Below are 25,720 nucleotides of genomic sequence, written 5' to 3' on the forward strand. Positions count from 1 at the left end.
AAATGAAAAACCCAGCATGAAGCTTGCATTCATGCTGGGTTATCTGTTTTTCTCGTCTGTTTTCTTTTTCGCTATATAAAAAGCCAAGATGACTAATGGAATAGCGATAAAAAACGGGATGTTGATGTGGCTTTGTGTCACGATGGCTAATAAAAATAATACTCCGATACCAATAATGACATATAAACAACCTCTACCGAAAGTCTCCAATAATATTCCCCCCTTAGATTACGATGTTAGTCTAACATATGCAGTTTGGTCGTAAGTACAACCCAGAAAAAAGATTCCAAGGGATTTTCAAATCTGGCTATCCAATTTACCTAATAACCGGAAAACCCTCGAAAATTCTTCATTTTCTAACAATTTTTTTAGGAAACCGACAAAAAATAATACCTTTTGAGGAATATTGTAGTAGTTATGCGTTACAACTGGAAAGGAGGTGAAGCGATGAATGTGCGTAACAGTTTGATTTTTTCACTTGCCTTTCTGTTTTTGCTGCTTTTTCCTACGATCGGATTTGCTGAAAAAGGGGCAAATCAAGCTGAAGGAAATGGAAAATCTGCTGAAAAAAATGTGGTGGACTTAAAAAAGACTTCCAAGATAGCTGAGTCTAAAGGGAATGGTAAATCTGTGTCTTCTCGAAATGAGAACGCTAAAGTGACTACAAGCAAGGCTGAAAGTTCCAAGGCTGATCATTCAAAGAAGCCTGAGTTAGTTTCACCACACAATGAAAAGCAACCTGAACCGTCAAAAAAGCTACCTGATGAGGCAAACGAGAAAGCAAATGAAGCTCGGATGATGAAAACTGAAAAAGTGAAGAAATCGAATCCAAATAGGCCTATACATAAAGTGTCTAAACCTAAATCCGAAACTGTAATGATAATTAGAGGCTTTGAGCCCATTGAACAGGTTCAAATAGAGCATCTCCAAGACAGTTCGGCAAATAGATCAGTTAATAGTTTTGCAAAAGAATCTTTAAAAAATCAGGAGATAAACTCTGTAAACATAGTGGCCAATGACGATTTACCGTTAGAAAATCTTCCAGAGCAATTTCCTAAAAAAGAGTCTCAGGAATTATTTATTTCTCAGACTAAACCTTCAGGAAGTAACTTGAAAGGGCAGTCTTCTGATCAGAAAGTATCATCAAAATCTATCGTTGATCTTATAGCAAATTCCTTCGAGGAAATACAAGTGAATTTCCTGCAACCTTATGTAATGAGGCAACATATTTATCGGGACCAGTGGGTTAACGCGCCACCAGCACCACCACCGGAAAATGCTCTTTTTTTCTAATAATATATAAAACTATATGATATGGAAAAGGGAGCGAATTTAAAATGAAAATCAACTTTATGAACGGTAAAACAGTCGTGAAATCTTTAGTTTTAGCAGGTGTACTTTCTTTAGGGTTTGGAGTTGGAATGAGTGAGGCTGCAGGGAAAGAGAACAAGCCAAACGCAGCACAAAAGGTTGAAGTCCAAGCAAAATCTGTAAAAGCAGAAAAAGTGAATCCTTCTGCTGAAAATAAAGCAAAGTCAAAAGCAAGCGAAAATGCAAGTGATCAAGCGAAAGCTAATTCGTCTGCTAACTCTGCTGTACATTATTCCACGGAAGAAAAAGTAGAAGAGCCTAAAGAAGCACAACCGGTTATCGATGAAGTTCAAGAAGAACCTGTAACGGAAGAAGCGGTTGAAGTGGAAGAGGAGAAAAAAGCAAACAAAGGCCGTTCCATGGCAAGTGAAAAAGCCAATGAACAAGCGAAACTAAATGCCGCGCCTAATGCTGCTGTCCACGGTAATACTGAAGAAGTAGTGGAAGAAGAAGTGACTGAGGAAACTACGGAAGAAGCGACAGAAGAAGTGACCGAGGAAACTACGGAAGAAGCGACAGAAGAAGTGACTGAGGAAACTACGGAAGAAGCGACAGAAGAAGTGACCGAGGAAACTACGGAAGAAGCGACAGAAGAAGTGACTGAGGAAACTACGGAAGAAGCGGCAGAAGAAGTGACCGAGGAAACTACGGAAGAAGCGACTGAAGAAGTAACTGAGGAAACTACAGAAGAAGCAACAGAAGAAGTAGAAGAGGAAACTTCAGAAGAAACTACTGATAAGGTAAGTCCTTCTGTTGAGAACAAACAAAACGCTAACGGTAGCAAAAATGCTAACGAAAAAGCGAAAGAACATGCTGCACTTCAATCTGCTGTTCGTATTACGGTAGAGGAAGAAACAATGGAAGAAGAAACGGAAGTAGAATAATTAAGTAGTAGACTCCAGGGTTCACAAGAATCCTGGAGTCTTTTAAATTTTTACTCTCTCCTGTCACATTTTTTCACAAAGCGCATATACTTTTCATTGTGTGATAAAAATTTGTAAGGGGAGTTTGAGCCATGAAAGAACTAATTTTAAAAGACGGAAATGAATTTGCAGAATACAAATTGGAGACATATGCAACTGATTTTAAAGTGGTTGAAGTAAATGTTTCGGATTCAACAGAAAGCTTACCGGCTTTAGTAAATCCAATAAAACTAAACTACTAAATTTCAAATTCATGATCTTGCAATCCTACATAATGGAAAAGCAAGAAGAGAGAAGCGTACCATATTGGTGACGCTTCTTTTGCATTGTACCGTATAATATTTCAAGTTTCTCCAATTGATTGGTATAATCGGGGATAAAGACAGTTTTAGTGGAGGCACGATTTGGACTTATATTGTACAAAGCACAAAAAGGCACTTGCGGAATGTTATAACAGGGTAACACAGGAGATTGAACCATATTGTGTGTATTGTGAAATAGAAAATAAATACGAAACTCAAATTCAAAACAGCAGTAAGGTAAGCAGGAAGATAATGAAGAACTTGAGCGGCAAAATCTGGACAGTGTTATTGTTCTTTGCTCTGATTTTGTTAATCCTTCCGCTACATACATTGGTGAAATTTATCCTTAGCATTCTATTGCTACTTTTAGCATTAAAGTTAATCTTTGATCCATTTCTTTCCCGTCCCCCTGGAGATCGAAAACCTGATTGGGACGATATCCGGGCAAAAGCACTAAATCATAGTAGTATCCAGGCAAATGAGGTCGCAAATGTAAAAAGGCAATGGAAAAAGGGTTTCTTACAAGAAAAAAAACACACTTCTTGGACAGAAGAAGAGTGGCAACAATACTTGAAACAACATTATAAAAAATAGGACGTCCACCTATACAAGCATAAACATGCTTTCATACCCTATCAGAAAAGGGGTGACAATGATGGCATGCTTTATTAATAAAGTTGTAATTAAGGAAGTAAGCGGTGGAGTCGTAAACTTTGGTAACATATTTAAAGCTAGTCCAATTGTAGAGGAAACTGGTGTGACAGGCTCTGGTTCCGGAAATCTTGGACAGTGCATCAAAACGTTTACAAAAATAAGTGTGGTCAACGTATGCGGGAAGAAAAATGTACAAATTAATGATGAAATAGGTGAGGGGTTTGATTAATAAACATTATACCATCGGGATGGCAGGGCATATCGATCACGGAAAGACCACGCTGACAAAGGCACTTACTGGTGTGGATACCGATAGACTCAAAGAAGAGAAGGAGAGACAAATATCCATTGAACTCGGTTATGCTCCGTTAGAAATGGAGGATGGGTCTCTTTTATCCATTATAGATGTGCCTGGACATGAACGGTTTATTCGTCAGATGATTGCAGGGGTGTCGGGAATAGACTTGGTCATTTTGGTCGTTGCTGCAGATGAAGGGGTTATGCCACAGACGAAAGAACATCTGGAAATAGTCAAGTTCCTCCAAATCCAGAAAGGAATCATCGCCATTACAAAAAAAGATAAAGTGGAAGAAGAATTATTGGATTTAGTTCAAGAAGAAATAATGGATGAGTTAGAGGGTTCCGTATTTCATCATGCTCCAGTAGTTTTCTTGGACAGTACCAAGAATATAGGTATAGAGAACTTAAAGGAAACGATCCGTGGTCAATTACAAAATATACAACATAAGCAGGAGACTGGAGATTTCCGTTTGCCGATTGATCAGGTGTTTACCATCAAAGGTCAAGGGACGGTCGTCCGGGGAACGATTTTGGAGGGGATCGTTCAAACAGAGGATGAGCTTCAAATTCTTCCTGCTGGAGTACCAGTAAAAGCAAGGCAGTTGCAAGTACATAATAAAATGGTTAATAAGGCAAAGGCCGGTCAGCGGGTTGCGGTTAATCTTCCAAATATTAGTGCTGAGGATATCACCCGAGGGGACGTACTAGTTCTTTCCCAGACATATGAAACAACAGATACCATTGATGTCAGTTTGAAATTCATTAAGAAACTGCAATATCCTATTAAGCAAAGAAGTGTAGTAAAAGTACATATCGGTACTGCCGAAGTGATGGGGAAAATCATCTTTTTTTGATCGAAATGAATATCAAGATTCAAATGAAGATGTTCTGTGTCAGTTGCGTTTAGAGCAAAAAATAACAGTGAAACGAGGAGACAAATTCATCGTCAGAAGACCTACTCCAGTCGAAACAGTCGGTGGAGGCTTGGTTATACAAGCAAAAGGCTCTAAATATAAGTTTGGAGAAAACACAATACGAACACTACAAAAAGTGAAAGAAGGGAGCCCGGAAGAAAGGGTCGCTCAAGCATTAAGAAAGAATAAGCTGTTAGAACCTAAAGATATACAAGAAGAAACAGGATTGAGCAAAATGGAGCTGAATTCCTTATTGGAAGTAGGAAAACTGATCAAAATAAAGGATAAATACTATACAAGTTCAGAAAATATTAAAGCTACTTCGCATCAAGTAACCAGCTACATTCATGCTTTCCACGAGGCCAATCCATTAAAAGCAGGAGTGGCAAAGGCAGAATTACTTTCTAATTTTTCACCTAAGAATTTAGTAGAACATGTCCTTCAAACTCTACAAGATGACGGTAAAATAATGCGCGATGAAAGTGTATTGTATGATGCTGGCTTTGAACCGCACTTTCCTCCTTCTTGGAAAAAAAGAATGGAACAGGTCGTAACTGGTATTGAGGGGGACGCGCTTACACCTAAACCTTATGAACAATATGGGCGAGAGGCGGGACTTCCTGAAAAGGAACTGCGCGACCTTCAGCATTATTTAATCAGGCAGAAAAAAGTGTATGAGTTGGATGAAAAGCATTTAGTAAGTGTAAAAAGTATAGAAAGTTCTGTCTCTAAACTAAAGAAAAAATATTCAAAGGAAATAGAGCTGAGCGGAGTAAAAGAGGAACTTGGATTGTCCCGTAAGTATTTGATTCCTTATATGGAATTGCTAGATGCCTTACAAATTACAAAAAGAGAAGATTCTGTTCGGTATTGGTTATAATGAAAACGGTGCTACTGAAAGTCATCAGTTGGCACCGTTTTTGTTTACATAAATGAATTTTCCACTTTTTTCTTTCACAGATCCTATAACAGTAGCATGCACATTATTCTCTTTGAGCTTGCTTACATACTGATATGCTTCCATTTCAGGCATGCTGACCAACAAGCCGCCAGATGTGATGGCATCACACAACACCAGCTGCTCATGTAAAGAGACGCAATCATCATAACAGACTTCATTCTCTAACCATTGATGGTTGGACTTAGATCCACCAGGGACAATTCCTTCTTCTGCCAGCTCATACGTTCCGGCCAGAACAGGAACCTTCTTCTGATCGATATGTAAGCTTAAGCCGCTTCCACGGGCGATTTCACTTGCATGTCCGAGAAGTCCAAAACCAGTAACGTCTGTAACGGCATTCGGATTGTATTCTTTCAATGTTTCAGCAGCATGTTTGTTTAAGGAAGCCATTGTTTCCGTTACGAGAGTAATTTGTTCATCTGTTGCTTTTTCCCGCTTTATGGCGGTAGTCAGAATTCCCACCCCAATAGGTTTTGTTAATACAAGTGCATCCCCGGGGCGAGCACCGATATTCTTCCAAATATGATCCGGATGGGCAAACCCTGTAACAGATAAGCCGAATTTTGGTTCTTGGTCATCAATGGAATGACCACCAACAATGACTGCACCGGCTTCCTTCACTTTAGCCATCGCACCTGAAAGGATGGAGTGAAGAATTTCTGGTCCCAATTTTTTTATTGGGTATCCAACAATATTGAGTGCTGTTTTTGGGGTGCCACCCATCGCATAAACATCACTCAATGCATTCGCAGCAGCTATTTGTCCAAACATGTACGGGTCATCCACAACCGGTGTAAAGTAATCAAGTGTTTGGATCATGGCAATTTCATCCGTTATTTTATAGACACCGGCATCATCTGAAGTGCTGTAGCCAACCAATAAATTAGGATCGTGGTTATTCGCAGGTAAATCACGCAAAACTTGCGCGAGGTCGCTAGGACCAAGTTTGCATCCTCAACCAGCTTTAGTCGATAGTGATGTTAAACGAATTTTTTCGTATTCACTCATTATTAGGGCACCTCCTGTCTTGTCTAAGTATATTCGCTCAAAGGCTCGTTTACCAGTGATAAAGATTTGAATTTTGCGAAAAGATAGTAGATGTACTATGATAATAATAGTGACTGAGAAGGAATATCTTGGTCATCGTAGTAAAACTTGCATAGGAGGAAAATTCATGAGCAATTTCAAAGTATCTATCGAATTTTGCATGCAGTGAAACTACGCGCCAAAAGCCGCGAGTTTCGCGGAATCGTTATTTTCCCATTTCCAAACGGATATCTCCTCTATGGAGCTAATACCAAGCTCCGGTGGAAAATTTGAAGTGGCGGTAAATGGAGAAACAATTTTTTCTAAAAAAGAAACAGGTGTGTTTCCGAAAGCGGAAGACATCATCGCCCAATTAGAAGGCAAGTAAGAGAGGAGGGGTAACCCTTCTCTTTTACGTTTTCACTGCGTTATAATGAATAAAAGATTCAAGAGAAAAGGTGAAAAAAGTGAAAGACATATTACGTAATATCCCTCCAGTTCATGAACTGCAAAAACAACATACATTTCTTCTGTTAAGCAAAAAATACAATCTAGATGAAACAGTACTTACTTCAATAATTAGACAGGCATTAGATGCGGTAAGAAATACAGTTAAAAGTGGTCAGCACATAGATAAAGATCTTACTTCCTTCATTTGGGATGAGGCAGAAGGAATAGTGAAACGAAAAAGCAAACCAAGCCTTCTTCCTGTTATCAATGCAACGGGAACCATTCTACATACAAATTTAGGACGTGCAAGATTAAGCAGAGAGGCAATAGATCGTGTGGTGGAGGTTGCCGAAAATTATTCCAACCTTGAATTTGATATAAATTCAGGTAAACGTGGCTCTAGGCATGATATTGTCGAGGATTTAATTAAAGAGATAACAGGTGCCGAAGCTGCCATGGTAGTAAATAATAACGCGGCAGCAGTGTTTTTTATCTTAAATGCGTTTGGAAAAGGGAAAGAAGTAATTGTTTCAAGAGGCCAGCTCGTGGAGATCGGAGGTTCTTTTCGCATCAGCTCCATTATGGAAGAGAGCGGTGCCAAGCTTGTGGAGGTAGGAACCACCAACAAAACCCACCTTAAAGATTATGAGGAAGCTCTTACTGATGGAACTTCCATGGTGTTAAAAGTACATACAAGTAATTTTAAAATAGTTGGATTTACTCAGGACGTATCAACACAACAACTCGTTGATTTAAAGAAGTTTCAAGATAATTTGATTGTCTACGAAGATCTGGGTAGCGGAGTCCTTTTTGATTTCACAGAAGCGGGTATCGGAGAAGAACCAGTTGTACAAAAAGTGTTAGAAACTGGCGTAGATATCGTGTCGTTTAGCGGTGATAAACTGTTGGGTGGACCCCAAGCAGGTATCATAGCCGGAAAAAAACAATATATCGATAAGCTAAAAAAGCATCAACTAGCCAGAGTGCTTCGAGTGGATAAAATGAGTTTTGCTGCGTTAGAGGGGACATTACAAGCATATGCAAACAATAAAGCCGAAGACATTCCAGCGGTAAGAGATATGTTATTAACGATCGAAAAGGTTAGAGAGAGAGCCACAGTATTTCTTGATTCCGTAAATTCACTAGTGATGTATCTTTGGGAGCTCGTAGAAGTAGAGTCTATGGTAGGCGGGGGGACGATGCCAGAAGTGAAAATACCATCCCTCGCTGTTAGGGTGCAATCCGATACTCTTTCGTCTCAAAACCTGGCAGACGAGTTAAGAAAAGGAACCCCTAGTGTGGTGGTCAGGCTCCAAGATCAGTATGTGATTTTGGATTTCCGGACTATCACACAAGGGGAAATACCTAAGCTAGTGGAAGCTTTTCGTAAAATTGAGCTTACATATCGTGACTAGAATTATGCTTTTGGCGGGTATGCTGGCGGTTTTTCACTTTATGAGATCCGCTTAAAGGTGCGGGTTGGCCTGATTGATTATCTTTAGGCTGGTTTCTGACCATATCTTTGTGGCTGTTTTTGTTCATGGTTTATCTCCTCCTTTACTTATAGTTTTTGAAAAATGGACAGGTTTATGCTCAACTGTTTGAGGTATATTTTTCTTTAAGACGGGCAGTATAGGTAGAGCTATTCTTTACTTTGATCTAAAGGAGCGAAATGATATGCCATATCATAAAGATAAACAGCAAGCATTCCAAGCAGCGCAACAAGGAACAGAACAAGCGAGAGATGTGTATGAAGCGATTGTCAGAAACGACCCAAATTACGGGCATGATTTCAAACGATTAGAAAATGAAGTAAACGAAGCGATGGAGCAGATCAACAATGCACTAGAAGTAGCTTCTGAAACACAACGCCCGCAATTGATGCAATTTCAGGCAGACCTGCAACGATTAATGCAGCAAGGCGATGGGAATACGCTGGAGTAGAGAGTTGTAGGAGTAAGGCCAATTTTGAACCGGTATTATAGGTTTGGAATTGGCTTTTTTGGATAAAAAAATCAACCCCAAATATTTGGAGTTGATTTCACATTTACTTCTATTACTGATTCTTCTTACGTTTTTTATTATTTTGTTTCTGCGCTTCTGTCAAAGGCTCATTGGAAAGTTCCTCGTTGTACCCAGCACCTTTTCCCTGTCCGCTAGCACTGTTCATACCTTCGATGACATGGTTCGATTTTCTTTTTGCCATTTTGCCTCACCTCCATTTATAGTTTCTCCTGAGGTTTCAACAGCATGTATTTGTGGAATATTATGAAAGATAAGTGTAACTTATGTGATTTGATAACTTTATTGATATTTACTTATGAGAAATGTTGTATTAAGATAATATTGTAAGGACTATTCGGTGGGAGAAACAACTCGAAAATTGTCTCAAAGAAAAACAAACGCAAACGCTTTCCACTAAAAGAAAGCTTGTTTTTCAATGCCTATTAATTGTTCATAGCGAGGTCCTATTAAACTATGAGTAGCAGGGGGTAATACATATGACGAAGCAAGATGTTTTTAATGCCCGCACGTCTTTTGATGTGAACGGCAAAACGTATCATTACTATTCTTTGCAAGCGCTTGAAAAAGCAAACATTGGTAACGTATCACGCTTACCATACTCCATTAAAGTATTATTAGAATCCGTTTTACGTCAAGTAGACGGCCGTGTTATCACAAAAGAGCACGTTGAAAACTTAGCAAAATGGGGAACAGATGAGCAGAAGGAAGTAGATGTACCATTCAAACCTTCCCGTGTAATTCTTCAAGACTTCACAGGAGTTCCAGCTGTAGTTGACCTTGCATCTTTACGTAAAGCAATGGCTGACGTTGGTGGAGATCCTCAGAAAATTAATCCTGAAATCCCGGTTGATCTTGTAATTGACCACTCTGTACAAGTTGATAAAGCTGGTACAGCTGATTCTTTAGACTTCAACATGAAGCTTGAGTTCGAACGTAATGCAGAGCGTTACAAGTTCCTAAGTTGGGCAAAGAAATCTTTTGACAACTACCGTGCAGTTCCACCGGCAACTGGTATCGTTCACCAAGTTAACTTAGAGTACTTGGCAAACGTTGTTCACGCTGTGGAAGAAAATGGTGAGTATGTAGCATTCCCTGACACGCTTGTCGGAACAGACTCCCATACAACGATGATTAACGGTATCGGTGTTCTTGGATGGGGTGTAGGTGGTATCGAGGCGGAAGCAGGAATGCTTGGCCAACCTTCATACTTCCCGGTTCCTGAGGTTGTAGGTGTTAAATTGACAGGCGCTTTACCAAATGGAACAACTGCAACTGACTTAGCACTAAAAGTTACACAAGTATTGCGTAAACATGGTGTGGTTGGTAAGTTTGTTGAATTCTTCGGACCTGGTGTATCTGAATTACCACTAGCTGACCGTGCAACAATTGCCAACATGGCACCTGAATACGGAGCAACTTGTGGATTCTTCCCAGTTGATGAAGAGTCTCTTGATTATATGCGCTTAACAGGACGCAGTGAAGAGCAAATCAAATTGGTAGAAGAGTATTCCAAAGCAAACGGATTGTTCTTCAGCCCTGACGCTGATCCTATCTACACAGATGTAGTAGAAATCGACCTTGGGGAAATCGAACCAAACCTTTCTGGACCTAAACGTCCACAAGACCTTGTGCCACTATCCATGATGCAGGAAACTTTCCGCAATGCACTAGTAGCTCCACAAGGTAACCAAGGCTATGGTTTAACTCCTACTGACATCAATAAAGAAGTAGAAGTGACATTGGCTTCTGGTGAGAAAACGACAATGAAAACAGGATCTATTGCGATTGCGTCTATTACTTCCTGTACAAATACATCCAACCCATACGTATTGATTGCTGCTGGTTTAGTTGCGAAAAAAGCGGTGGAATTAGGATTAGAAGTACCAAGTTTCGTGAAAACTTCTTTAGCGCCTGGTTCAAAGGTTGTAACAGGTTACCTTCACGATTCCGGACTTCAACCATATTTAGATCAATTAGGTTTCAACATCGTAGGTTACGGTTGTGCGACATGTATCGGTAACTCCGGTCCATTAGCAGACGAAATCGAAGAAGCAGTAGCAGAAAATGACTTGCTTGTTACTTCTGTGCTATCCGGTAACCGTAACTTTGAAGGGCGTATCCACCCCCTTGTAAAAGGTAACTACCTTGCATCTCCACCACTAGTTGTGGCATATGCGCTTGCTGGTAATGTGGATGTTGACCTTCAAAATGATGTAATCGGTAAAGATAAAGACGGAAACGATGTATTCTTTAAGGATATCTGGCCTTCCATGACAGAAGTGAAAGAAGTTGTTAAATCAACGGTAACTCCAGAGCTATTCCGCAGAGAATATGAGCACGTATTCGATGACAACAAGCGCTGGAATGAAATCCAGACTTCTGATGAAGCATTGTACTCATGGGATAATGATTCCACGTACATTCAAAACCCACCATTCTTTGAAGGGTTGACTGCTGAAGCAGGAACTGTAGAGCCACTTTCTGGACTACGTGTAGTTGGTAAGTTTGCAGACTCTGTAACTACTGACCATATTTCTCCGGCTGGTTCTATTGGAAAAGATACGCCTGCAGGTAAATACCTACAAGCAAATGGTGTAACTCCTCGTGAGTTCAACTCTTATGGGTCCCGTCGTGGTAACCATGAAGTAATGATGCGTGGTACGTTTGCAAACATCCGTATCCGTAACCAAATCGCTCCAGGTACAGAAGGCGGTTGGACGACTTACTGGCCAACAGGCGATGTAATGAGCATTTATGATGCTTGCATGAAGTACAAAGAAGAAGGCACTGGCCTAATGGTCATCGCTGGAAAAGACTATGGTATGGGAAGTTCCCGTGACTGGGCTGCTAAAGGAACAAACTTACTTGGAAATTAAAACAGTTATCGCGGAAAGCTTCGAAAGAATCCACCGTAGTAACCTTGTTCTAATGGGAGTTCTACCTTTACAGTTCAAAGATGGCGAAAGTGCAGAAGTACTTGGCTTGACTGGTAAAGAAACGTTTGAAGTAGCTGTTGACGAAACAGTTAAACCACGTGACTTTGTAAAAGTTTACTGCTACCGACGAAAGAAGGCAACAAAAAAGAAATTTGAAGCACTTGTTCGTTTCGATAGCGAAGTAGAAATCGATTACTACCGTCACGGTGGTATCCTGCGTATGGTATTGCGCGACAAGCTAAAAGCATAATGTAATATAGATAGGCTGGTCTCAAAACATGAGGCCAGCTTTTTCTTTTTGATTTAAATGTTATAAAATTGACATAGGTTAATGGAAATAACATCATTACGTATGATTAAATAAAAGTAATACATTGTAGAGGGGTAAGATATGGATGCTTTTCAATTAGGTCCGCTGGTAATAAAGAAGTCTTATCTGGTTCTTCTTTTTTCATGTCTTCTAGCATATCTTTATATTGCTATATCCCTTAGAAAGAATCCGGAAGTCGTGAAAACAGTAGAGAACCATTTAACTTCTGGCTTGCTAATATGGATCCTTATTTTTAAATTTAGTATTATTATTTTTAGGCCGTCCATCATTTGGACAAATCCCTATGGGCTGCTCTTTTTCACAGGGGGGACAAGAGGGTTTTATCTTGCAGTTGTTGTAACAATGGTTTTCTTATTTTGGAAACTACATCAATCAAACATACATATCAAAACTTCTGTAATTATATTGATTCCAAGTATTTTCATAATCATTTCTAGCTATTACGGAATAATGGCAATTTTATAAAGGTGGGAATGTTAATGGTAAAAAAAATAATAGCAATTGCCTTTCTTGTCGCACTAAGCGGCTATGCAATCTTTCAGGTGTTTGGTGAAAAAGATCCGGCTACTGGCACTCAACCTGGGGACAAAGCAATGGACTTTGAACTTAGTACACTAGAAGGAAAAACAGCTCAACTATCTGATTATGAAGGAAAAAAAGTTATTGTAAACTTCTGGGCTACGTGGTGTGGACCGTGTCGAGCAGAAATGCCAGAAATGCAAAAGTTCCACACAGAAAATGAGGATGTCGTGATGCTCGCTGTTAACTTAACTACAAGCGAGCCGAGTATAGATTCAGTCAAGAAATATGTAGAAGAGGGTGAATATACTTTTCCAATCCTTTTAGACAAGGAAGATATCTTTAGGCACTATCAAGTCTTGACTATGCCTTCTACGTTTTTTATCGACTCAGAGGGTGTCATATCCTACATGCATTTAGGGCCCATGACATATGAATTGATGGAAGAACAGGTTGCGAAAATGAATTGAGAAATATAAAGAGGGAGGTTTTACAGATAGGATTCTGTGAAACCTCCTTTTAAAATTTCCAACGAAAATGACCGGTTATCGGTGATTTAAAAGACGTTAGTTTAATTTCAGAAGCAAACGGATAAGTGTTATGAATAATATATGGAATGCCATCTTTCGTACGTTTTTCAGAAACAATGCCAACATGATCAAAATCTCCACCAAGAAACACGACGATGTCCCCAGCTTGCCATTGCTCTAGGTTGTCTTTGTCTCCTTTTTTAACTTCTGTTGTTAATGATTGTGCATGTCTTTCGAAAAATACGGATTGGTTTGGAACACGCCTAAAATCTATGTTAGGGTCAGGGACTCCACCAACCCTTTGATACAAGTCCGTATTCTCGGCAATATCCTGGTCCATCAGATCCTTTAAATTTATTCCCGCTCCCATTAAACCACGCCAGACTACGTCCGTACAAACACCCTCTGTATCAGGGGGATAACCACCGTCATAGTACACACTTTTATAAGGTGTGCGCTGCTCTACCTCTTTTCGTGCAGCTAATACGATGTCCAGCTGATCTGGTATGCCGTTTTTATTTTGATCAGTCTCAGATAAACTTGAAGGGATATCCAATGTTTTTGTAAAAGGAAGGGACACATCAATTCCTAAATAGTCCAAAATGATGCCATCTTTGAATATAAGGATAAAGCAAAAAAGAAAGGTTAAGCCCCCTGCGGTAAAAATCCACGCTTTCTTTTTCATGTTTCACCTCCAAGTCAGTCAGCCAAGCTTTTAATTTGTTCCATATGGTGAATATCGTGTTGCACAAACATGCGCAGGAAGGATTCCGGAGTAAATTTGCGTTTTTTGTTCCCAATGGTGAATCTTACTTCTTGATCTAAATTCTCCATATTGGCAATTAGCTTTTTTCTAGTGATGATAAATTCCTCTATGAGGGAATTTGTATCTGTAAACGATTTTATAGATTGGATAGCTTTTTCATTGTAGTTATCATGGTCTGGAAAGTCAGGTAGGACGCCGTTATCTTTCATTTCAGGTACCATATATTCCAAAAGAAATAAATCCCAGAAATAAATATGTCCAATGATTTCTTTTATAGACCACTTGCCTGTTGAAATAGGTTTTATTAATTCCGTTTCGTCTTTTGTTGCAAATGAATTAAAAAATTCCATGTTATATTGAAAAGCAACATAAGTTGAAGTTGTCGATTTCATATGTAACCCTCACTTTTTAGAATATTCTATCTTTAAATTGTACCGTAAATAAACAAAAGAAACAAGAACATATATTCGTTATTATGGCTATTTATACCAGTTTTTAATTTTCTGAATTTGGTTATATAAATAATAAATAGCTCCCGCAACTTTTTTCTTGTGACAAACCTCTTTAAATTTTCATGAAATTCTAATTTATTTCGCAGAAAGTTATCATAATTTTAGAGTATTTTGGACATTAATACTATTACAATAATAAATAAGTAGGTGAGACGATGAGAAGGATTCGTAAACGTTCATTTGAAGAACTTGTTTTTAGAGAACAAACAGCTGTTATTAAAGGACGAAGAAGCACTTCGTAAAATTGAAGATCGCTTAGAAGAAAAGATGTTAAATAAAGCAGCAGAATAACTTTCAAATATTTCTTGTTATGAATTTCCCTCCATCTTGAGATAGTAAAGGTAGGAGGGATGTTTTTATGAGTAATCCAAAAGGAAGCAGAAAACATTTTATGCCAAACCATATCGGCACTCAACCACAAGAGGCTGGCGGTAATAAAGGCAAACAAATGCAAGATACATCTGGTAAACACGCTCAAGTAATTCAAACGAAGGGTGAATAATACATCCATCTATTTCAAGAATTAATCGAGCCATCGTTGCAAAGAATAACGTTTGTAGTAGCTTTTCATTCGATAAAGGGAGGCGTTTTGTTATGGACCAAAACAAACAACATCGTGCAAACCCGGATGATCGCAGTGATAATGTAGAAAAACTACAAAGCATGGTGCAGAACACAATAGAAAATATTGAAGAAGCACATGATTCCATGCAGTTTGCCAATGCAGAGGAAAGAGCTCGCATTGAAGCGAAAAACCAACGTCGCGAAGAAAGCATTGCTGCTTTTAGGTCTGAAATTAAAGACGAAGCAAGTGCTCGCGAAAACGGTCTTCAGTAAAAAGGAAAAGGCGGGCAGCGTATGCCCGCCTTTTTTAAAGGCTTTTTTAATGTGGAAAAATATTCTTTTATGTTATCATTATCAAATACAGCCAAGTAAGGGGGAGCAGAGATGCTAATTTCTAATAAAGAAATAGAAGTACGATATGCGGAGACAGATCAAATGGGGGTTGTGTATCATGCCAATTATCTAGTTTGGATGGAACTTGGCAGAACACAACTTATTAAAGATTTAGGCTTTTCCTACGCAGAAATGGAACGGGACGGAGTTATTTCGCCTGTAATTGATATAAATGTTACATATAAAAAGCCGCTTCGTTACGGAGAAGTTGCTACTATACATACATGGATTGAAACATACGATGGCTTTCGAGTGGTCTATGGCTATAAAATTCTAACACCGAACGAGGAAATCGCATTGTTGGGAAGTTCCTCGCATGTATGTGTGAGAAAAGATAACTTTAAACCGATTATAATTCGAAAGAAATATCCAGAGTGGCATGCTGCCTACGAAAACGCTAAAAAGCAAGGAGAGTAAAACATGGCCTTTGGAATCAAACGAGGTGAACTTCAAGAATGGAAAGAAAAAGTGAGAAACGGAGAGATTGCCTTCCTTACCCACTATTGGATTCACCCGCGTTTTGATGGAATTACAACAGTAACTAAAGCCGGTTGCTGTGATGTGAAAAAGCTCATTGACTGGGGCAGTCAATATGGGTTGAAGGAAGAATGGATACATAAAAGGGATCAATATCCTCATTTTGATTTAATCGGAGATACCCAGTTGGAGATATTGAAAAAAGAAGGTCAATGGACACAGATTCATCGATTCTTTGAGCATAAATAAAGAATTAGGACTAAATAGCCCTAATTCTTTTTTATGTTCATTCGTAGTCAAATTTAGGTTCGTTCAATTCTTCATCAAACTTAATGTGAAGATCATGACTGTCAAAATACCATGCATCTTTTTCTTCCACAAAAAACGTAATTCCGTCTTTCTCAATGGTCGCAACAGGCTGGTCTGGATCTTCTTTTACAATTCCTAAAGAAAATCCCTTTTGCACCGTACTGCAGCCTCCGTAGCGAACTTGGAATTTAATGTTGTCTCCATTTTCTAGGTGAAGCTCTTTTTTATACCATTCTAGGGCTTGATCTGACATGTGAATATTCATAACAGCAACTCCTTTTGTCTCTTTGATTGTATTACGTTGCCTTGAAAAAAGGAAAGATGCTTTCGCATGAACGCAATATGTATATACAACCTTATTATACCTGAATTCCACGAATGCAACCAAACGAAACCACTTTGTGTGAAAATGAAAAACACCGACCCTTTTTGTTTAGGATCGATGCTTGTGTAATTAATTATTTATTTCATCTTCTTTTAACCATTGATACATATGCTTCATCATTTCTTCGTGTTTAGCCTCTGCCTGAGAATATCCGTATGATGCAGCATCCTTTAATGGAACCACATGGTATTTAGTAGGATTGACTTGCGAAACATATGTTGGGATAAAATTATCCACTTTAATATCAATTTTGCTTTCTTGTCCATCCATCGTCTTTTCGATATGGAGTTGAAGGATACCACCAATATCTTTATAGTCATCTTTTTGGCCAGACAAGAAATTACCTAATGAATAGACAACAAACATTTTCCCGCCATCAGGTCTGTCCATGAATTTCATTGGCTGCAATACATGGGGATGATGTCCAATCACAATGTCGACCCCAATTTCAGCCAGGAAGTCTGCAAGTTCTTCCTGTTCAGAGTTTGGAAAAAGGATATATTCCACTCCCCAGTGCATAGCGACTACGACAACATCTGAGTTTTGCTTGGCTTCTTCTACGTCTTTTTTTATTGCCTCACGATCAATCAGGTTTACAAAAAACTCTTTCCCCTCCGGAACGGGAATTCCGTTTGTTCCATATGTATAAGACAAGAAGGAAAATTCAATTCCGTTTTTTGATATGGTCCTTAATCGTGCTTTATCTTCCTTGCTCTTGTACCCGCCAACATATTCCATCCCGATGGTTTCATAATGAGTAATGGCATTCATGATCGCTTTTTCCCCACGGTCCAATGTATGGTTGTTGGCGATGCTAACAATATCAACGCCAGCTTCCTGAAGGGCATCGGCAACTTCAAATGGACTGTTAAAGCTAGGGTAATTGGATAATCCTATTTCAGTTCCTCCAATGATGGTCTCTTGATTTGCAATGGAGATATCGGTTTCAAGTAGGTATGATTTCACCTTGTCTAGCATGGGATTGAAATCATAGCTGTTTTCCCCTTTTTTCGCTGCATTATAAACAGTGCTATGAATGAGTAAATCCCCCACAGCGGAAATGGTTGCTTCTGTACGGAAACCCTTTGCTGTTTTTACTTCTTTTGTTAATTTATGAAGCTTGACGGGTTTTGCAATAAGTTCTTCTTGACTTTCACTCCCATTAAAACTGCTGAAGTGTTTAAAGGACAATACAGAAAAAACGGTTCCCAATAGCATAATTATTAAAATTGGGAGAAGATATTTAAATTTTTTATTCATTGTAGTTAACCCCTTATATCTTTTTCTTCCTCCACCATATAACATAGTTTTCGCAAAATTCATCGTAATATGTCGAATGTTCAAAAAATTAAAGGATTTTTGTTTTGTGTCTCGAAATAGTATAAGAATACATATAAAAAAGGGGGAAACAATTTGCTTACATTCAAAAAACCTGAAGTGGAACAATTTTTTAAAGTCTTTAATATTGAAGATTTCACATTAAGTCCAGATGAAAAACAGTTAGTGTACAGTACGAACCTAACGGGGCATTACAATGTTTGGGCAATGGATCTGCCAAATCAATACCCATATCCGCTGACATTCAATAACCAAAGTTGTCATGGGTTAAAGTACGATCCAAACGGAAAATACATATTAGCAAGCTTTGATAAAGATGGAAATGAGCTGGCACAACTTTATGCCTTGCCTAGCCGAGGCGGGGAATTGCAGGATGTGAGAGTGGATAACGAGCATCGTCATATGAACCCGAGCTTCTCCAAAGACGGACAACGTATATACTATACGAGCACAAAAGATAACCAAACATATTTAAATTGTTTTTGTTACGACTTAGAAACAAAAGAGGAAAAGTTATTGGTAGAGGGGACCGATGCGTCCACATACTTAATAGCCGTTTCAGAAGATGAAGAAAGCTTTATTACTCTAAGACATTATGCTAACACTCACACACAGGCATTTTTACATCAAGGTGAAACAACAACTAAGTTAACGCCGGAAACAGACAGTCAACACACTGTTGACAGTGCCATATTTACTGGATCCAACTCCGTTTATCTTGTTACTGATTATGAGGATGATAATGGTTACCTCGCGCATTTTGATCTTGAAACTAAGAAGTTTACAAGAGTCTCGGATAGTGAGATGCATTTTAATAACATGTATCTAGACAAGTCTGGAAATAAGTTATATCTCGTTTCAGCAAAAGGAGTGGAAGATAAACTCTATACCTATTGCTTGGAGAAAAAAGTTTGGAATGAAGTCGACATACCAGTCTCCATTATTGATAAAGTGGTAATAAGTAAAAGTGGATTGGTCTATCTGCTAGGAAAAACTGCTTCAAAGCCGGCAAACATCTTTAAAAAGGAAAAGGAAGGTTGGATTCCTTTAACGAATAATCGTGTGCCGGCAGTTGCGGATGAAGAGCTTTGTGAACCGGAAATCCACTCTTATCCATCTTTTGATGGACTAGAGATTGAAGCATTATTCTTCAGGGCTAAAGAAGAGGTGTCAAATGGACATGTAATACTTTGGCCACACGGAGGTCCGCAGGCTTCTGAACGAAAGTTTTTCCGCTCTTATTTTCAATTTCTAGTTAATAGAGGATATAGTATTTTTGCTCCAAATTTCCGAGGGTCCTCCAACTATGGATTAACCTATATGAAAATGGTTGAGGGGGACTGGGGACACGGACCTCGACTGGACAATATACATGGACTTGAATGGATTATAGAAAAAGGGTTTGCAGATAGGGATAAGATTTTCTTAATGGGCGGCAGCTATGGTGGATACATGGCGTTACTTCTCCACGGTCGTCATCCAGAATATTTCAAAGCGGTCATTGATATATTTGGTGTCAGTAACTTGTTTTCCTTCATTGATTCTGTGCCAGAACACTGGAAACCGATCATGAAACAATGGGTAGGAGATCCGGTAGAAGATAAAGAACGACTGACAGTGGATTCTCCAATTACTTACCTTGATACCATGACAAAGCCAATGTTAATTATTCAAGGTGCAAACGATCCGCGAGTGGTCAAAAAAGAATCTGATCAGATTGTAGATGCTTTAAAAGAAAAAGGCCGGGATGTAGAATACCTTGTACTTGAAGATGAAGGGCATGGTTTCTCTAAGAAAGAAAATGAAATAAAAGTATTCAGGGCAATCCTGAACTTTTTAGAAAAACATATTTAAATTATTTAGGCATTTGCTAAGGATTCGGATTAAATTCCGGGTCCTATTTTTTTGTTTAATATGTAATCGAGCTCAAGTCGTACCTCCATCTACGCCTCAAGAAGTATTTTCCAAAAAAGGCTTTTTATTTGATTATATTGAGCATATAATCAATTTTGGGAGTTGGAAATATATTCTTATTTTTGATAATTGAGGGGAGAATTTAGGGATGTCGATGATGGAATTTATTTTGAGAAGGAAAATCGCTGTTGGGCTATTAGTTGTGTTTGTATTTATGATTGGCTTCTATTCGCTGAACAAACTAGATCAGGAATTAATGCCGCCGATTTCTTTTGATATGACGATTGTACAGGTAGATGCCGGACAAATGCCTGTACTGGATGTAGAAGATAAAGTGACAAAACCGATTGAACAGATTTTAAATGGAATGGATGGTGTGGATTCCCATACTTCCGCAACGTATGTTGGAAAGTCTTCTATTACTGTCATGATAGAAGAGGGAAGAGGGGATGAAGTACATAAGAATATTGAGGCTGCAGTAGCCCCTTTATCCACTCAAATCCCCGGAGTTCAGTATATTAATAGCTTTCAAATGACTACAAGCCAGGAATATGAGTTTTATATGGATATTTTTAATGGTGATATGGAGGATATTTCAGCCTTTGCAAAAAATGTGGTTGAACCTAGACTAGAAGCATTGCCAGAAGTAAGAGATGTGAAGTTTGATGGATTAGAAGAGAACGAAGTGGTCATTCAATTTAAGGGTGATGAACTAAAGGACGCTGGTGTAGACTCCCAGCAAATCATTCAAACCATTCAACAGTCTAATTTGATTACTTCATTCGGGGAACTATCAGAGGAAGTAAACGAGCCGACATTAAGATGGAACACCTCCTTAACAAATGTCGAGGATATTAAAGGGATTCTAATACCCACAATGTCGGGTGTGAAAGAACTAGGTGAACTGGCTGATATTGAACTTCAGGTTCGTGAAACTGCATCTGGAGTATGGAAGGACGGGAGCCAGGATGTCGTAATGGTTCAAATCGGGCGTGTTTCTGAGGTAACACAAATTGAAATGGCCGAAGCGGTCCGTGCAGAAGTCGAGAAAATACGAGAAGAAGGACTTATTTCCGGATTTGAGTTTGAAGAAATAGTAGCGCAGGCTGATTATGTCAGCGAAGCGGTAAATGGTGTTTCAAGCAACATTCTTATTGGTGGATTACTGGCCATTGTGGTGCTATTCCTGTTTCTTCGAAATGTTAGAGCAACCATGATCATCGGAATCTCCATCCCACTATCTATTCTCCTTACGTTTGCAAGTATGTGGATATTGGGATACAGCCTTAATATGCTGAGTTTAATTGCACTTGGGTTAGGAATTGGAATGATGGTGGATGCTTCTATCGTTATTTTAGAGTCCATTTATCGTAAAAAAGAACAAGGTTTAAATAATCGGGAAGCTGTATTAATTGGTGTTAAAGAAGTTGCTTCTGCGGTATTTGCCTCCATGCTGACTACCATTGTTGTGTTTTTACCTATCGGTTTGTTAGGTGGAGAAGCAGGCAAGTTCATGATTATATTATCTGTTGTGGTGATTGTGACACTCGTAAGTTCAGTTGTGGTTTCTTTTACATTAATACCATCCCTTTCAGAAAATTTTTTGAAATTGACGAAAAGGCAACAGAATAAAAAAGAGAGTAAAATTATCCTTTCCTATGGTAGGTTCATTAAATGGCTGACAGATAAAAAACGTAGACGTTACGGTGTTATCTTCCTGTTTTGCCTAATGTTTATTGGGTCTTTGGCTTTAGTTACAAAAGTTCCGATGACCATCATGCCAGACATGTATAATCGCTATTCGGAATTAATGGTATCACTTGATAAAGGCGTTACACCAGATCAGAAAAATGAAATTGCAGAAGCAATACATTCCAAGCTCGTTGATATTCCAGATGTTAAGGAAGGTTTTGTACTGGATCAAATTGAATTTATGTTTGTCTTGATCAACATGACTCCAGAAGAAGAAGCTACCTTAGAGCAAAAAGAAGTAAACGAACAGATTCTTAAGGGCTTGCTGGAACTAAAAGAAGATTATCCTGTTATGGATGTTACTTCCGTCATGAGCGCTGGAGCAAGTTATCCGGTTCAAATTGAGTTAAGTGGCGATGATCTGGATGGATTGACTTCGTTATCCTCTGATATGGTAAAAGACTTAAACGGAATTGATGGGATCATCGGTACGACTACATCACTTGGAACATTGATGGATGAGGAACTAATTGAGCTAAACGAAGCAGCAATGAAAAAGGACGGAATTACTCCGTTGCAAATTCTAGGTCAATTAAACAATTTTACTTCTTCTGTACCAATCGGTTCTTTGCAAGATGAAGGCGCAACACCAATCTTAGTAGCCCCAGATGAAGTAATCGCAAACAAAAATCAGTTATTAGAGCTTGAAGTGACAACACAGGATGGACTAAAAGACCTCTCTAATTATGTGACGTTTAAACAGGTGAAAGCGCCTGGCCAAATTGATCATAAAGACGGGGAGCGGGTTGTAAAAGTTCTTGCGAATATCGAGAATCGCGATTTAGGTTCTGTTAACAGAGATGTGCAAGAAATAGTGGAAAATTTTGATACACCAGATGGCTATAGTATCTCGGTTGGAGGAAGTCTTGAACAGCAACAAGAAGCAATACAGGATATGTTAGTTATCTTAGCGATTGCTATTTTCTTGGTATATGTTGTGATGGCCGTACAATTCAACCACTTGCTCCATCCGATCATTGTGATGACGATTATTCCAATGACTTTTACTGGCGTCATTTTAGGATTGTTGTTAACACAGCGTGAATTGAGTATTATGTCAGGGATGGGTGTCATCATGTTAATCGGTATCGTACTAAATAATGCTATCCTATTGATTGACCGAGCCAAGCAACTTAGAGCAGGCAATTATGGTGTAGGGGAAGCGATGGTAGAAGCAGGTATGAACCGGATACGTCCGATCTTCATGACTACGTTGACAACAGTTGGTGGAATGCTACCGCTTGCAATCTCTACAGGAGCAGCAAGCAACTACCAGGCACCACTGGCCACTGTAGTCATTGCAGGACTATTGTTCTCAACTTTAATTACATTAGTACTGATTCCTTCTGTTTATATGCTATTCGATGATCTTGGAGTTGGTATTCGTAAAGTGTTCAAACGAAAAAGAAGCAATGGAACAGAGATTCCAACAGCTAAAAAAGCAGGTTAACAATAAGCAAGCATCCAGTGTCATAGAGATAATGGATGCTTGTTTTTTTTATGTGCGAGTCCTACATTTCTGTGTTCCTTTCTTCTTGTTTCCATTTTCTATATAGAAGAAGGCAGTGGGTAAAGCCAGCTAAGATAAATAGGGACAATATTAAAACGGAAGCAGTGTTGGAAATATCAAATATAATAATAATAGCAATTAATACTATTAAAGAAGGCGGGAGTTGCCATAGGTTCCGAATCAGCTTTCGTCTATAACTAAGTTTGTAATAGCTTAACACAAATCCTTTATCGACTTTCTTCTTTTTTCTGTAAACCCTCTTCAAAATAAAACTCACGATTAAAACAACCACAATACCAATAACTATATTGATCATCAGGCTTTCCATTGATAGATTAGTAATTAATTCATTATCCATTAAATCCTCCCACACTTTTGTTTTTCCTATTATATGGTAACATAAAACTATTAATAAATTTCTAAAGGTGGTATTTATACATTTGAAAACACTCGTCTGTTTCGGTGATAGTTTGACTGCAAGGCATGAAGGAAAGGACAACCCTCGACTTACTGAAAAACTTACTTTTCAACTCCCTACGTTCAGAGTTGTCAACGCGGGGGTATCTGCTAATACTACAAAGGACGCATTAAAAAGAATTGAAAAGGATGTATTAACTTATAGCCCTGATCTAGTAACTGTATTATTTGGCTCAAATGATGCTGCAGTACATAAAAAGGTTGCACTTAACACTTTTAAAGAAAACTTGTTAAAGATTACCCGACTAATAGGGCCAAAAAAAACGATACTCATCACTCCGCCTCCAGTAGATGAAGCATTCCAACCAAACAGAGAAAATGGCGAACTCGCTAAATATGCAGATGTAGTTAAACGAGTGTCAGAGGAGACTGGCAGCCATTTAATTGACTTTTTCGAAGAATTGCACGCTCGGCCAAATTATAAAGAGCTCTTGGTTGGGATATTAAATGATGGGTTGCATTTTGGGGAAGCAGGATATGACATATTAGCAAATTTGATCACTGAGAAGATACATGAGATTGAATTAAAAAGAGAACAGAAATTTGATTAGAGCAGTAATATTTGATCTTGATGGCACGCTATTGGATAGGGATGGCTCCTTAAAGAAGTTCATTGATGATCAATACGAAAGGTGTAAGCATGCTTTCAAGCACATTCAAAAAAATACCTATATTGATAGATTTATCGAACTGGATGCACGCGGATATGTGTGGAAGGATAAAGTCTATCAGCAACTTGTAGATGAATTTCTAATAAAGAGACTGACTTGGAAGGAAATTTTAGATGATTATATCCATCACTTTCCATTTCACTGTACCCCTTTTGATAATGTAGAAATCACACTTCAGCGACTTTCTGAAGATAACCTTTCATTAGGAATGATAACTAACGGTTTTGAAGTTTTCCAAATGAACAATCTAAAAGCACTTGGTATCGAACCCTTTTTTCAATCCATTCTTGTTTCGGAGCGGGAAGGAATAAAGAAACCTAATCCTGAAATTTTCTGCAGATCCGCAGAGTTGCTTCAGGTAACAATGAAGGAATGCCTTTTTGTTGGGGACCATCCTGAGAATGATGTGAAAGCTGCAAAGGCTGTTGGCATGACGACAGTTTGGAAGAGAGATTCCTATTGGAATGAAGTAGATGCGGACTTTATTATAGAAGATCTCGGTTGTTTGCCTGCTATTGTCAAATCCATAAATAAAAAGGAAGGCAGATAATATGTTCTTTGAAGAAGAAACCCTAAAGCATGAGCTTTTAACAATCGATGAAAAAAAGATATTAGGAGATGAAATTTATTGTGACTCAATGATAGATTCAATGATGAAATACATCGGTTCAAAAGACCCGATTCTTCGTGATGATTTGATTTACACAAACTTTGCTAAATTGATTAATGGTGGAATCATTCCTCAGAGTAAGATGCTAAATATATTAGAAAGATGTTTAGATGAGGAGCATCTGTTGTATAAAATCGGAGAAGAAAATACGGACTCTGTTTTTACACGATCTTTTTCTTCTTTAGTAGTTGCCCTGATTTTAGCCAATGACGATGGAACATTTATTGATGCTAAGAGGTTGCTAGAAGTAAAGACTACAATCTTTGAATATCTAAATAAAGAAAAGGATACCCGCGGATTTGTAGTAAATAAGGGATGGGCGCACAGTATTGCACATGGAGCGGATATGTTGACTGCCTTGGTAAGTCACGACCAATTTCAAATGAATCTACTGGCTGATGTGCTTAAATCAATAGAAGCTTGCCTCCTAAAGAATGTAGTGTACCAAGATGAGGAAGAAGAGCGGCTTATTTTTGCTGTAGAAGCCCTGTTAGAAAACGGGATGGAGAAACAGGTGCTTATGAGTTGGATAAAAGACCTATCATCTACTTTGAATAAGGAACAGGAAGTGAGTGGACAACCACTGTCCTTTTATCGAAGTAAGATTAACGTGACAAATTTCATGAAGACCCTTTATTTCCGATTGAAACTAATTAATTCTGATAAGGAACTGCTAGAATGCTTAGAACATGAAATCCATTACTGGTTCAGAAAATCCTATGGCCAAGGGTAGGTGTAAT

29 protein-coding genes and 2 pseudogenes are annotated in these 25,720 nt (G+C 38.6%); 22 read left to right on the plus strand and 9 right to left on the minus strand.

Going from position 1 to position 25,720, the window contains the following annotated elements; all coding sequences use genetic code 11:
* Nucleotides 1–39: 39 nt before the first annotated feature.
* The gene (locus M313_RS26095) at nucleotides 40–210 is read right to left on the minus strand and encodes a hypothetical protein (protein WP_010193515.1); all 171 of its coding nucleotides are present in this window, start codon (nucleotides 208–210) and stop codon (nucleotides 40–42) included.
* Between the two features lie 237 nt (nucleotides 211–447).
* Between M313_RS26095 and M313_RS0106435 the strand changes: the two genes are divergently transcribed.
* The 7 genes from M313_RS0106435 to M313_RS26305 all read left to right on the plus strand — a co-directional run bounded on the left by M313_RS0106435 (nucleotide 448) and on the right by M313_RS26305 (nucleotide 5,344).
* Nucleotides 448–1,293 carry a hypothetical protein gene (locus tag M313_RS0106435; protein WP_010193518.1) on the plus strand — a complete coding sequence of 282 codons (846 nt, stop codon included), beginning with the start codon at nucleotides 448–450 and terminating at the stop codon, nucleotides 1,291–1,293.
* A 44-nt stretch (nucleotides 1,294–1,337) separates the two neighbouring features.
* On the plus strand, nucleotides 1,338–2,255 hold the full coding sequence (locus tag M313_RS0106440; protein WP_010193519.1) for a hypothetical protein: 918 nt from the start codon (nucleotides 1,338–1,340) through the stop codon (nucleotides 2,253–2,255).
* 131 nt (nucleotides 2,256–2,386) lie between these two features.
* Nucleotides 2,387–2,536 (plus strand): hypothetical protein, encoded by a 150-nt coding sequence (locus tag M313_RS25750; protein ID WP_010193520.1) that lies wholly within the window; start codon nucleotides 2,387–2,389, stop codon nucleotides 2,534–2,536.
* A 162-nt stretch (nucleotides 2,537–2,698) separates the two neighbouring features.
* A complete protein-coding gene (locus M313_RS0106450) occupies nucleotides 2,699–3,190 on the plus strand; it encodes a hypothetical protein (protein WP_010193521.1) in 492 nt (163 codons plus the stop codon).
* Nucleotides 3,191–3,248: 58 nt separating this feature from the next.
* Nucleotides 3,249–3,479 carry a spore germination protein gene (locus M313_RS22865; protein ID WP_234946543.1) on the plus strand — a complete coding sequence of 77 codons (231 nt, stop codon included), beginning with the start codon at nucleotides 3,249–3,251 and terminating at the stop codon, nucleotides 3,477–3,479.
* Complete coding sequence (gene selB, locus M313_RS26300; RefSeq protein WP_234946545.1) at nucleotides 3,472–4,404, plus strand: selenocysteine-specific translation elongation factor; 933 nt, start codon at nucleotides 3,472–3,474, stop codon at nucleotides 4,402–4,404. The genes M313_RS22865 and selB overlap by 8 nt, the downstream gene beginning before the upstream one ends.
* A 43-nt stretch (nucleotides 4,405–4,447) precedes the next feature.
* Nucleotides 4,448–5,344, plus strand: coding sequence for a SelB domain-containing protein (locus M313_RS26305; protein ID WP_234946546.1), 897 nt, complete (start codon nucleotides 4,448–4,450; stop codon nucleotides 5,342–5,344).
* A gap of 24 nt (nucleotides 5,345–5,368) precedes the next feature.
* Here M313_RS26305 and selD read toward each other — a convergent pair whose 3' ends face one another.
* Complete coding sequence (selD, locus tag M313_RS0106465; protein ID WP_083800882.1) at nucleotides 5,369–6,433, minus strand: selenide, water dikinase SelD; 1,065 nt, start codon at nucleotides 6,431–6,433, stop codon at nucleotides 5,369–5,371.
* A gap of 220 nt (nucleotides 6,434–6,653) precedes the next feature.
* Between selD and M313_RS25060 the strand changes: the two are divergent.
* Nucleotides 6,654–6,839: pseudogene (locus tag M313_RS25060) on the plus strand (Rdx family protein); the annotation flags it as partial.
* Nucleotides 6,840–6,918: 79 nt separating this feature from the next.
* Entirely contained in the window at nucleotides 6,919–8,316 is a 1,398-nt protein-coding gene (gene selA, locus M313_RS0106475) for an L-seryl-tRNA(Sec) selenium transferase (RefSeq protein ID WP_010193527.1), read from the plus strand.
* Here selA and M313_RS0106480 read toward each other — a convergent pair.
* Entirely contained in the window at nucleotides 8,300–8,443 is a 144-nt protein-coding gene (locus tag M313_RS0106480; RefSeq protein WP_010193529.1) for a small acid-soluble spore protein P, read from the minus strand. The genes selA and M313_RS0106480 overlap by 17 nt on opposite strands.
* A 135-nt stretch (nucleotides 8,444–8,578) precedes the next feature.
* Between M313_RS0106480 and M313_RS0106485 the strand changes: the two genes are divergently transcribed.
* Nucleotides 8,579–8,845, plus strand: a complete 267-nt coding sequence (locus M313_RS0106485; protein ID WP_010193531.1) for a hypothetical protein — start codon at nucleotides 8,579–8,581, stop codon at nucleotides 8,843–8,845.
* Between the two features lie 112 nt (nucleotides 8,846–8,957).
* Here the strand turns inward: M313_RS0106485 and sspO are convergent, their stop codons facing one another.
* Nucleotides 8,958–9,107 (minus strand): small acid-soluble spore protein SspO, encoded by a 150-nt coding sequence (gene sspO, locus M313_RS0106490; protein WP_010193533.1) that lies wholly within the window; start codon nucleotides 9,105–9,107, stop codon nucleotides 8,958–8,960.
* A gap of 295 nt (nucleotides 9,108–9,402) precedes the next feature.
* On the opposite strand from sspO, the pseudogene acnA reads away from it, so the two are divergent.
* Nucleotides 9,403–12,112, plus strand: a pseudogene (acnA, locus tag M313_RS22875) (aconitate hydratase AcnA).
* A 560-nt stretch (nucleotides 12,113–12,672) separates the two neighbouring features.
* Complete coding sequence (locus M313_RS0106505) at nucleotides 12,673–13,182, plus strand: TlpA family protein disulfide reductase (protein ID WP_010193536.1); 510 nt, start codon at nucleotides 12,673–12,675, stop codon at nucleotides 13,180–13,182.
* Between the two features lie 49 nt (nucleotides 13,183–13,231).
* On the opposite strand, the gene M313_RS0106510 is transcribed toward M313_RS0106505, so the two are convergent.
* Complete coding sequence (locus M313_RS0106510; protein ID WP_010193537.1) at nucleotides 13,232–13,927, minus strand: DUF1287 domain-containing protein; 696 nt, start codon at nucleotides 13,925–13,927, stop codon at nucleotides 13,232–13,234.
* Between the two features lie 14 nt (nucleotides 13,928–13,941).
* The gene (locus M313_RS0106515) at nucleotides 13,942–14,400 is read right to left on the minus strand and encodes a DinB family protein (protein ID WP_010193539.1); all 459 of its coding nucleotides are present in this window, start codon (nucleotides 14,398–14,400) and stop codon (nucleotides 13,942–13,944) included.
* Between the two features lie 300 nt (nucleotides 14,401–14,700).
* Here M313_RS0106515 and M313_RS25565 point away from each other — a divergent pair, with 300 nt between their 5' ends.
* The 5 genes from M313_RS25565 (at nucleotide 14,701) to M313_RS0106540 (ending at nucleotide 16,203) form a co-directional block, all read left to right on the plus strand.
* Nucleotides 14,701–14,811 (plus strand): FbpB family small basic protein, encoded by a 111-nt coding sequence (locus M313_RS25565; RefSeq protein WP_010193541.1) that lies wholly within the window; start codon nucleotides 14,701–14,703, stop codon nucleotides 14,809–14,811.
* Between the two features lie 67 nt (nucleotides 14,812–14,878).
* Nucleotides 14,879–15,022, plus strand: coding sequence for an acid-soluble spore protein N (locus tag M313_RS0106525; protein WP_010193544.1), 144 nt, complete (start codon nucleotides 14,879–14,881; stop codon nucleotides 15,020–15,022).
* A 92-nt stretch (nucleotides 15,023–15,114) separates the two neighbouring features.
* Nucleotides 15,115–15,357: a small acid-soluble spore protein Tlp gene (gene tlp, locus M313_RS0106530; RefSeq protein ID WP_010193546.1), complete on the plus strand. Its 243-nt coding sequence runs from the start codon at nucleotides 15,115–15,117 to the stop codon at nucleotides 15,355–15,357.
* Between the two features lie 111 nt (nucleotides 15,358–15,468).
* Nucleotides 15,469–15,894, plus strand: coding sequence for an acyl-CoA thioesterase (locus M313_RS0106535; protein WP_010193548.1), 426 nt, complete (start codon nucleotides 15,469–15,471; stop codon nucleotides 15,892–15,894).
* Between the two features lie 3 nt (nucleotides 15,895–15,897).
* Nucleotides 15,898–16,203, plus strand: coding sequence for a hypothetical protein (locus M313_RS0106540; RefSeq protein WP_010193549.1), 306 nt, complete (start codon nucleotides 15,898–15,900; stop codon nucleotides 16,201–16,203).
* Between the two features lie 37 nt (nucleotides 16,204–16,240).
* Here M313_RS0106540 and M313_RS0106545 read toward each other — a convergent pair whose 3' ends face one another.
* Together M313_RS0106545 and M313_RS0106550 are read right to left on the minus strand one after the other, a co-directional pair.
* Nucleotides 16,241–16,528 (minus strand): HesB/YadR/YfhF family protein, encoded by a 288-nt coding sequence (locus M313_RS0106545; RefSeq protein WP_010193550.1) that lies wholly within the window; start codon nucleotides 16,526–16,528, stop codon nucleotides 16,241–16,243.
* 189 nt (nucleotides 16,529–16,717) lie between these two features.
* Entirely contained in the window at nucleotides 16,718–17,908 is a 1,191-nt protein-coding gene (locus M313_RS0106550; protein ID WP_010193551.1) for a CapA family protein, read from the minus strand.
* Nucleotides 17,909–18,061: 153 nt separating this feature from the next.
* Here M313_RS0106550 and M313_RS0106555 point away from each other — a divergent pair, with 153 nt between their 5' ends.
* Nucleotides 18,062–19,840, plus strand: coding sequence for a S9 family peptidase (locus M313_RS0106555; RefSeq protein WP_010193552.1), 1,779 nt, complete (start codon nucleotides 18,062–18,064; stop codon nucleotides 19,838–19,840).
* A 208-nt stretch (nucleotides 19,841–20,048) separates the two neighbouring features.
* On the plus strand, nucleotides 20,049–23,102 hold the full coding sequence (locus M313_RS0106560) for an efflux RND transporter permease subunit (protein ID WP_010193553.1): 3,054 nt from the start codon (nucleotides 20,049–20,051) through the stop codon (nucleotides 23,100–23,102).
* A 61-nt stretch (nucleotides 23,103–23,163) separates the two neighbouring features.
* Here the strand turns inward: M313_RS0106560 and M313_RS0106565 are convergent, their stop codons facing one another.
* Nucleotides 23,164–23,520, minus strand: a complete 357-nt coding sequence (locus M313_RS0106565; RefSeq protein WP_010193555.1) for a hypothetical protein — start codon at nucleotides 23,518–23,520, stop codon at nucleotides 23,164–23,166.
* 82 nt (nucleotides 23,521–23,602) lie between these two features.
* On the opposite strand from M313_RS0106565, the gene M313_RS0106570 reads away from it, so the two are divergent.
* Genes M313_RS0106570 through M313_RS0106580 form a run of 3 tightly spaced genes read left to right on the plus strand, consistent with a single transcriptional unit; the run spans nucleotide 23,603 to nucleotide 25,713 of the window.
* A complete protein-coding gene (locus tag M313_RS0106570; protein WP_010193556.1) occupies nucleotides 23,603–24,190 on the plus strand; it encodes a GDSL-type esterase/lipase family protein in 588 nt (195 codons plus the stop codon).
* Entirely contained in the window at nucleotides 24,183–24,860 is a 678-nt protein-coding gene (locus M313_RS0106575) for an HAD family hydrolase (protein ID WP_010193557.1), read from the plus strand. Before M313_RS0106570 ends, M313_RS0106575 begins: the two co-directional genes overlap by 8 nt.
* 1 nt (nucleotide 24,861) lies before the next feature.
* Complete coding sequence (locus M313_RS0106580) at nucleotides 24,862–25,713, plus strand: DUF2785 domain-containing protein (protein ID WP_010193558.1); 852 nt, start codon at nucleotides 24,862–24,864, stop codon at nucleotides 25,711–25,713.
* Nucleotides 25,714–25,720 lie beyond the last annotated feature (7 nt).

It is taken from the genome of Bacillus sp. m3-13 (assembly GCF_000175075.1).
Classification (GTDB): Bacteria; Bacillota; Bacilli; order Bacillales; family Bacillaceae_I; genus Sutcliffiella_A; species Sutcliffiella_A horikoshii_C.

What these genes read in the sequence shown, in the direction of transcription:
- M313_RS22865 (WP_234946543.1), top strand. Translation starts at nt 3,249, where the DNA reads ATGATGGCATGCTTTATTAATAAAGTTGTAATTAAGGAAGTAAGCGGT.
- M313_RS0106525 (WP_010193544.1), top strand. Translation starts at nt 14,879, where the DNA reads ATGAGTAATCCAAAAGGAAGCAGAAAACATTTTATGCCAAACCATATC.
- M313_RS0106545 (WP_010193550.1), bottom strand. Translation starts at nt 16,528, where the DNA reads ATGAATATTCACATGTCAGATCAAGCCCTAGAATGGTATAAAAAAGAG.
- sspO (WP_010193533.1), bottom strand. Translation starts at nt 9,107, where the DNA reads ATGGCAAAAAGAAAATCGAACCATGTCATCGAAGGTATGAACAGTGCT.
- M313_RS25750 (WP_010193520.1), top strand. Translation starts at nt 2,387, where the DNA reads ATGAAAGAACTAATTTTAAAAGACGGAAATGAATTTGCAGAATACAAA.
- M313_RS0106480 (WP_010193529.1), bottom strand. Translation starts at nt 8,443, where the DNA reads ATGAACAAAAACAGCCACAAAGATATGGTCAGAAACCAGCCTAAAGAT.
- M313_RS0106435 (WP_010193518.1), top strand. Translation starts at nt 448, where the DNA reads ATGAATGTGCGTAACAGTTTGATTTTTTCACTTGCCTTTCTGTTTTTG.
- M313_RS0106515 (WP_010193539.1), bottom strand. Translation starts at nt 14,400, where the DNA reads ATGAAATCGACAACTTCAACTTATGTTGCTTTTCAATATAACATGGAA.
- tlp (WP_010193546.1), top strand. Translation starts at nt 15,115, where the DNA reads ATGGACCAAAACAAACAACATCGTGCAAACCCGGATGATCGCAGTGAT.
- M313_RS0106505 (WP_010193536.1), top strand. Translation starts at nt 12,673, where the DNA reads ATGGTAAAAAAAATAATAGCAATTGCCTTTCTTGTCGCACTAAGCGGC.
- M313_RS0106485 (WP_010193531.1), top strand. Translation starts at nt 8,579, where the DNA reads ATGCCATATCATAAAGATAAACAGCAAGCATTCCAAGCAGCGCAACAA.
- M313_RS0106550 (WP_010193551.1), bottom strand. Translation starts at nt 17,908, where the DNA reads ATGAATAAAAAATTTAAATATCTTCTCCCAATTTTAATAATTATGCTA.
- M313_RS0106535 (WP_010193548.1), top strand. Translation starts at nt 15,469, where the DNA reads ATGCTAATTTCTAATAAAGAAATAGAAGTACGATATGCGGAGACAGAT.
- M313_RS0106510 (WP_010193537.1), bottom strand. Translation starts at nt 13,927, where the DNA reads ATGAAAAAGAAAGCGTGGATTTTTACCGCAGGGGGCTTAACCTTTCTT.
- M313_RS0106565 (WP_010193555.1), bottom strand. Translation starts at nt 23,520, where the DNA reads ATGGATAATGAATTAATTACTAATCTATCAATGGAAAGCCTGATGATC.
- M313_RS0106580 (WP_010193558.1), top strand. Translation starts at nt 24,862, where the DNA reads ATGTTCTTTGAAGAAGAAACCCTAAAGCATGAGCTTTTAACAATCGAT.
- M313_RS0106560 (WP_010193553.1), top strand. Translation starts at nt 20,049, where the DNA reads ATGTCGATGATGGAATTTATTTTGAGAAGGAAAATCGCTGTTGGGCTA.
- M313_RS0106440 (WP_010193519.1), top strand. Translation starts at nt 1,338, where the DNA reads ATGAAAATCAACTTTATGAACGGTAAAACAGTCGTGAAATCTTTAGTT.
- M313_RS0106540 (WP_010193549.1), top strand. Translation starts at nt 15,898, where the DNA reads ATGGCCTTTGGAATCAAACGAGGTGAACTTCAAGAATGGAAAGAAAAA.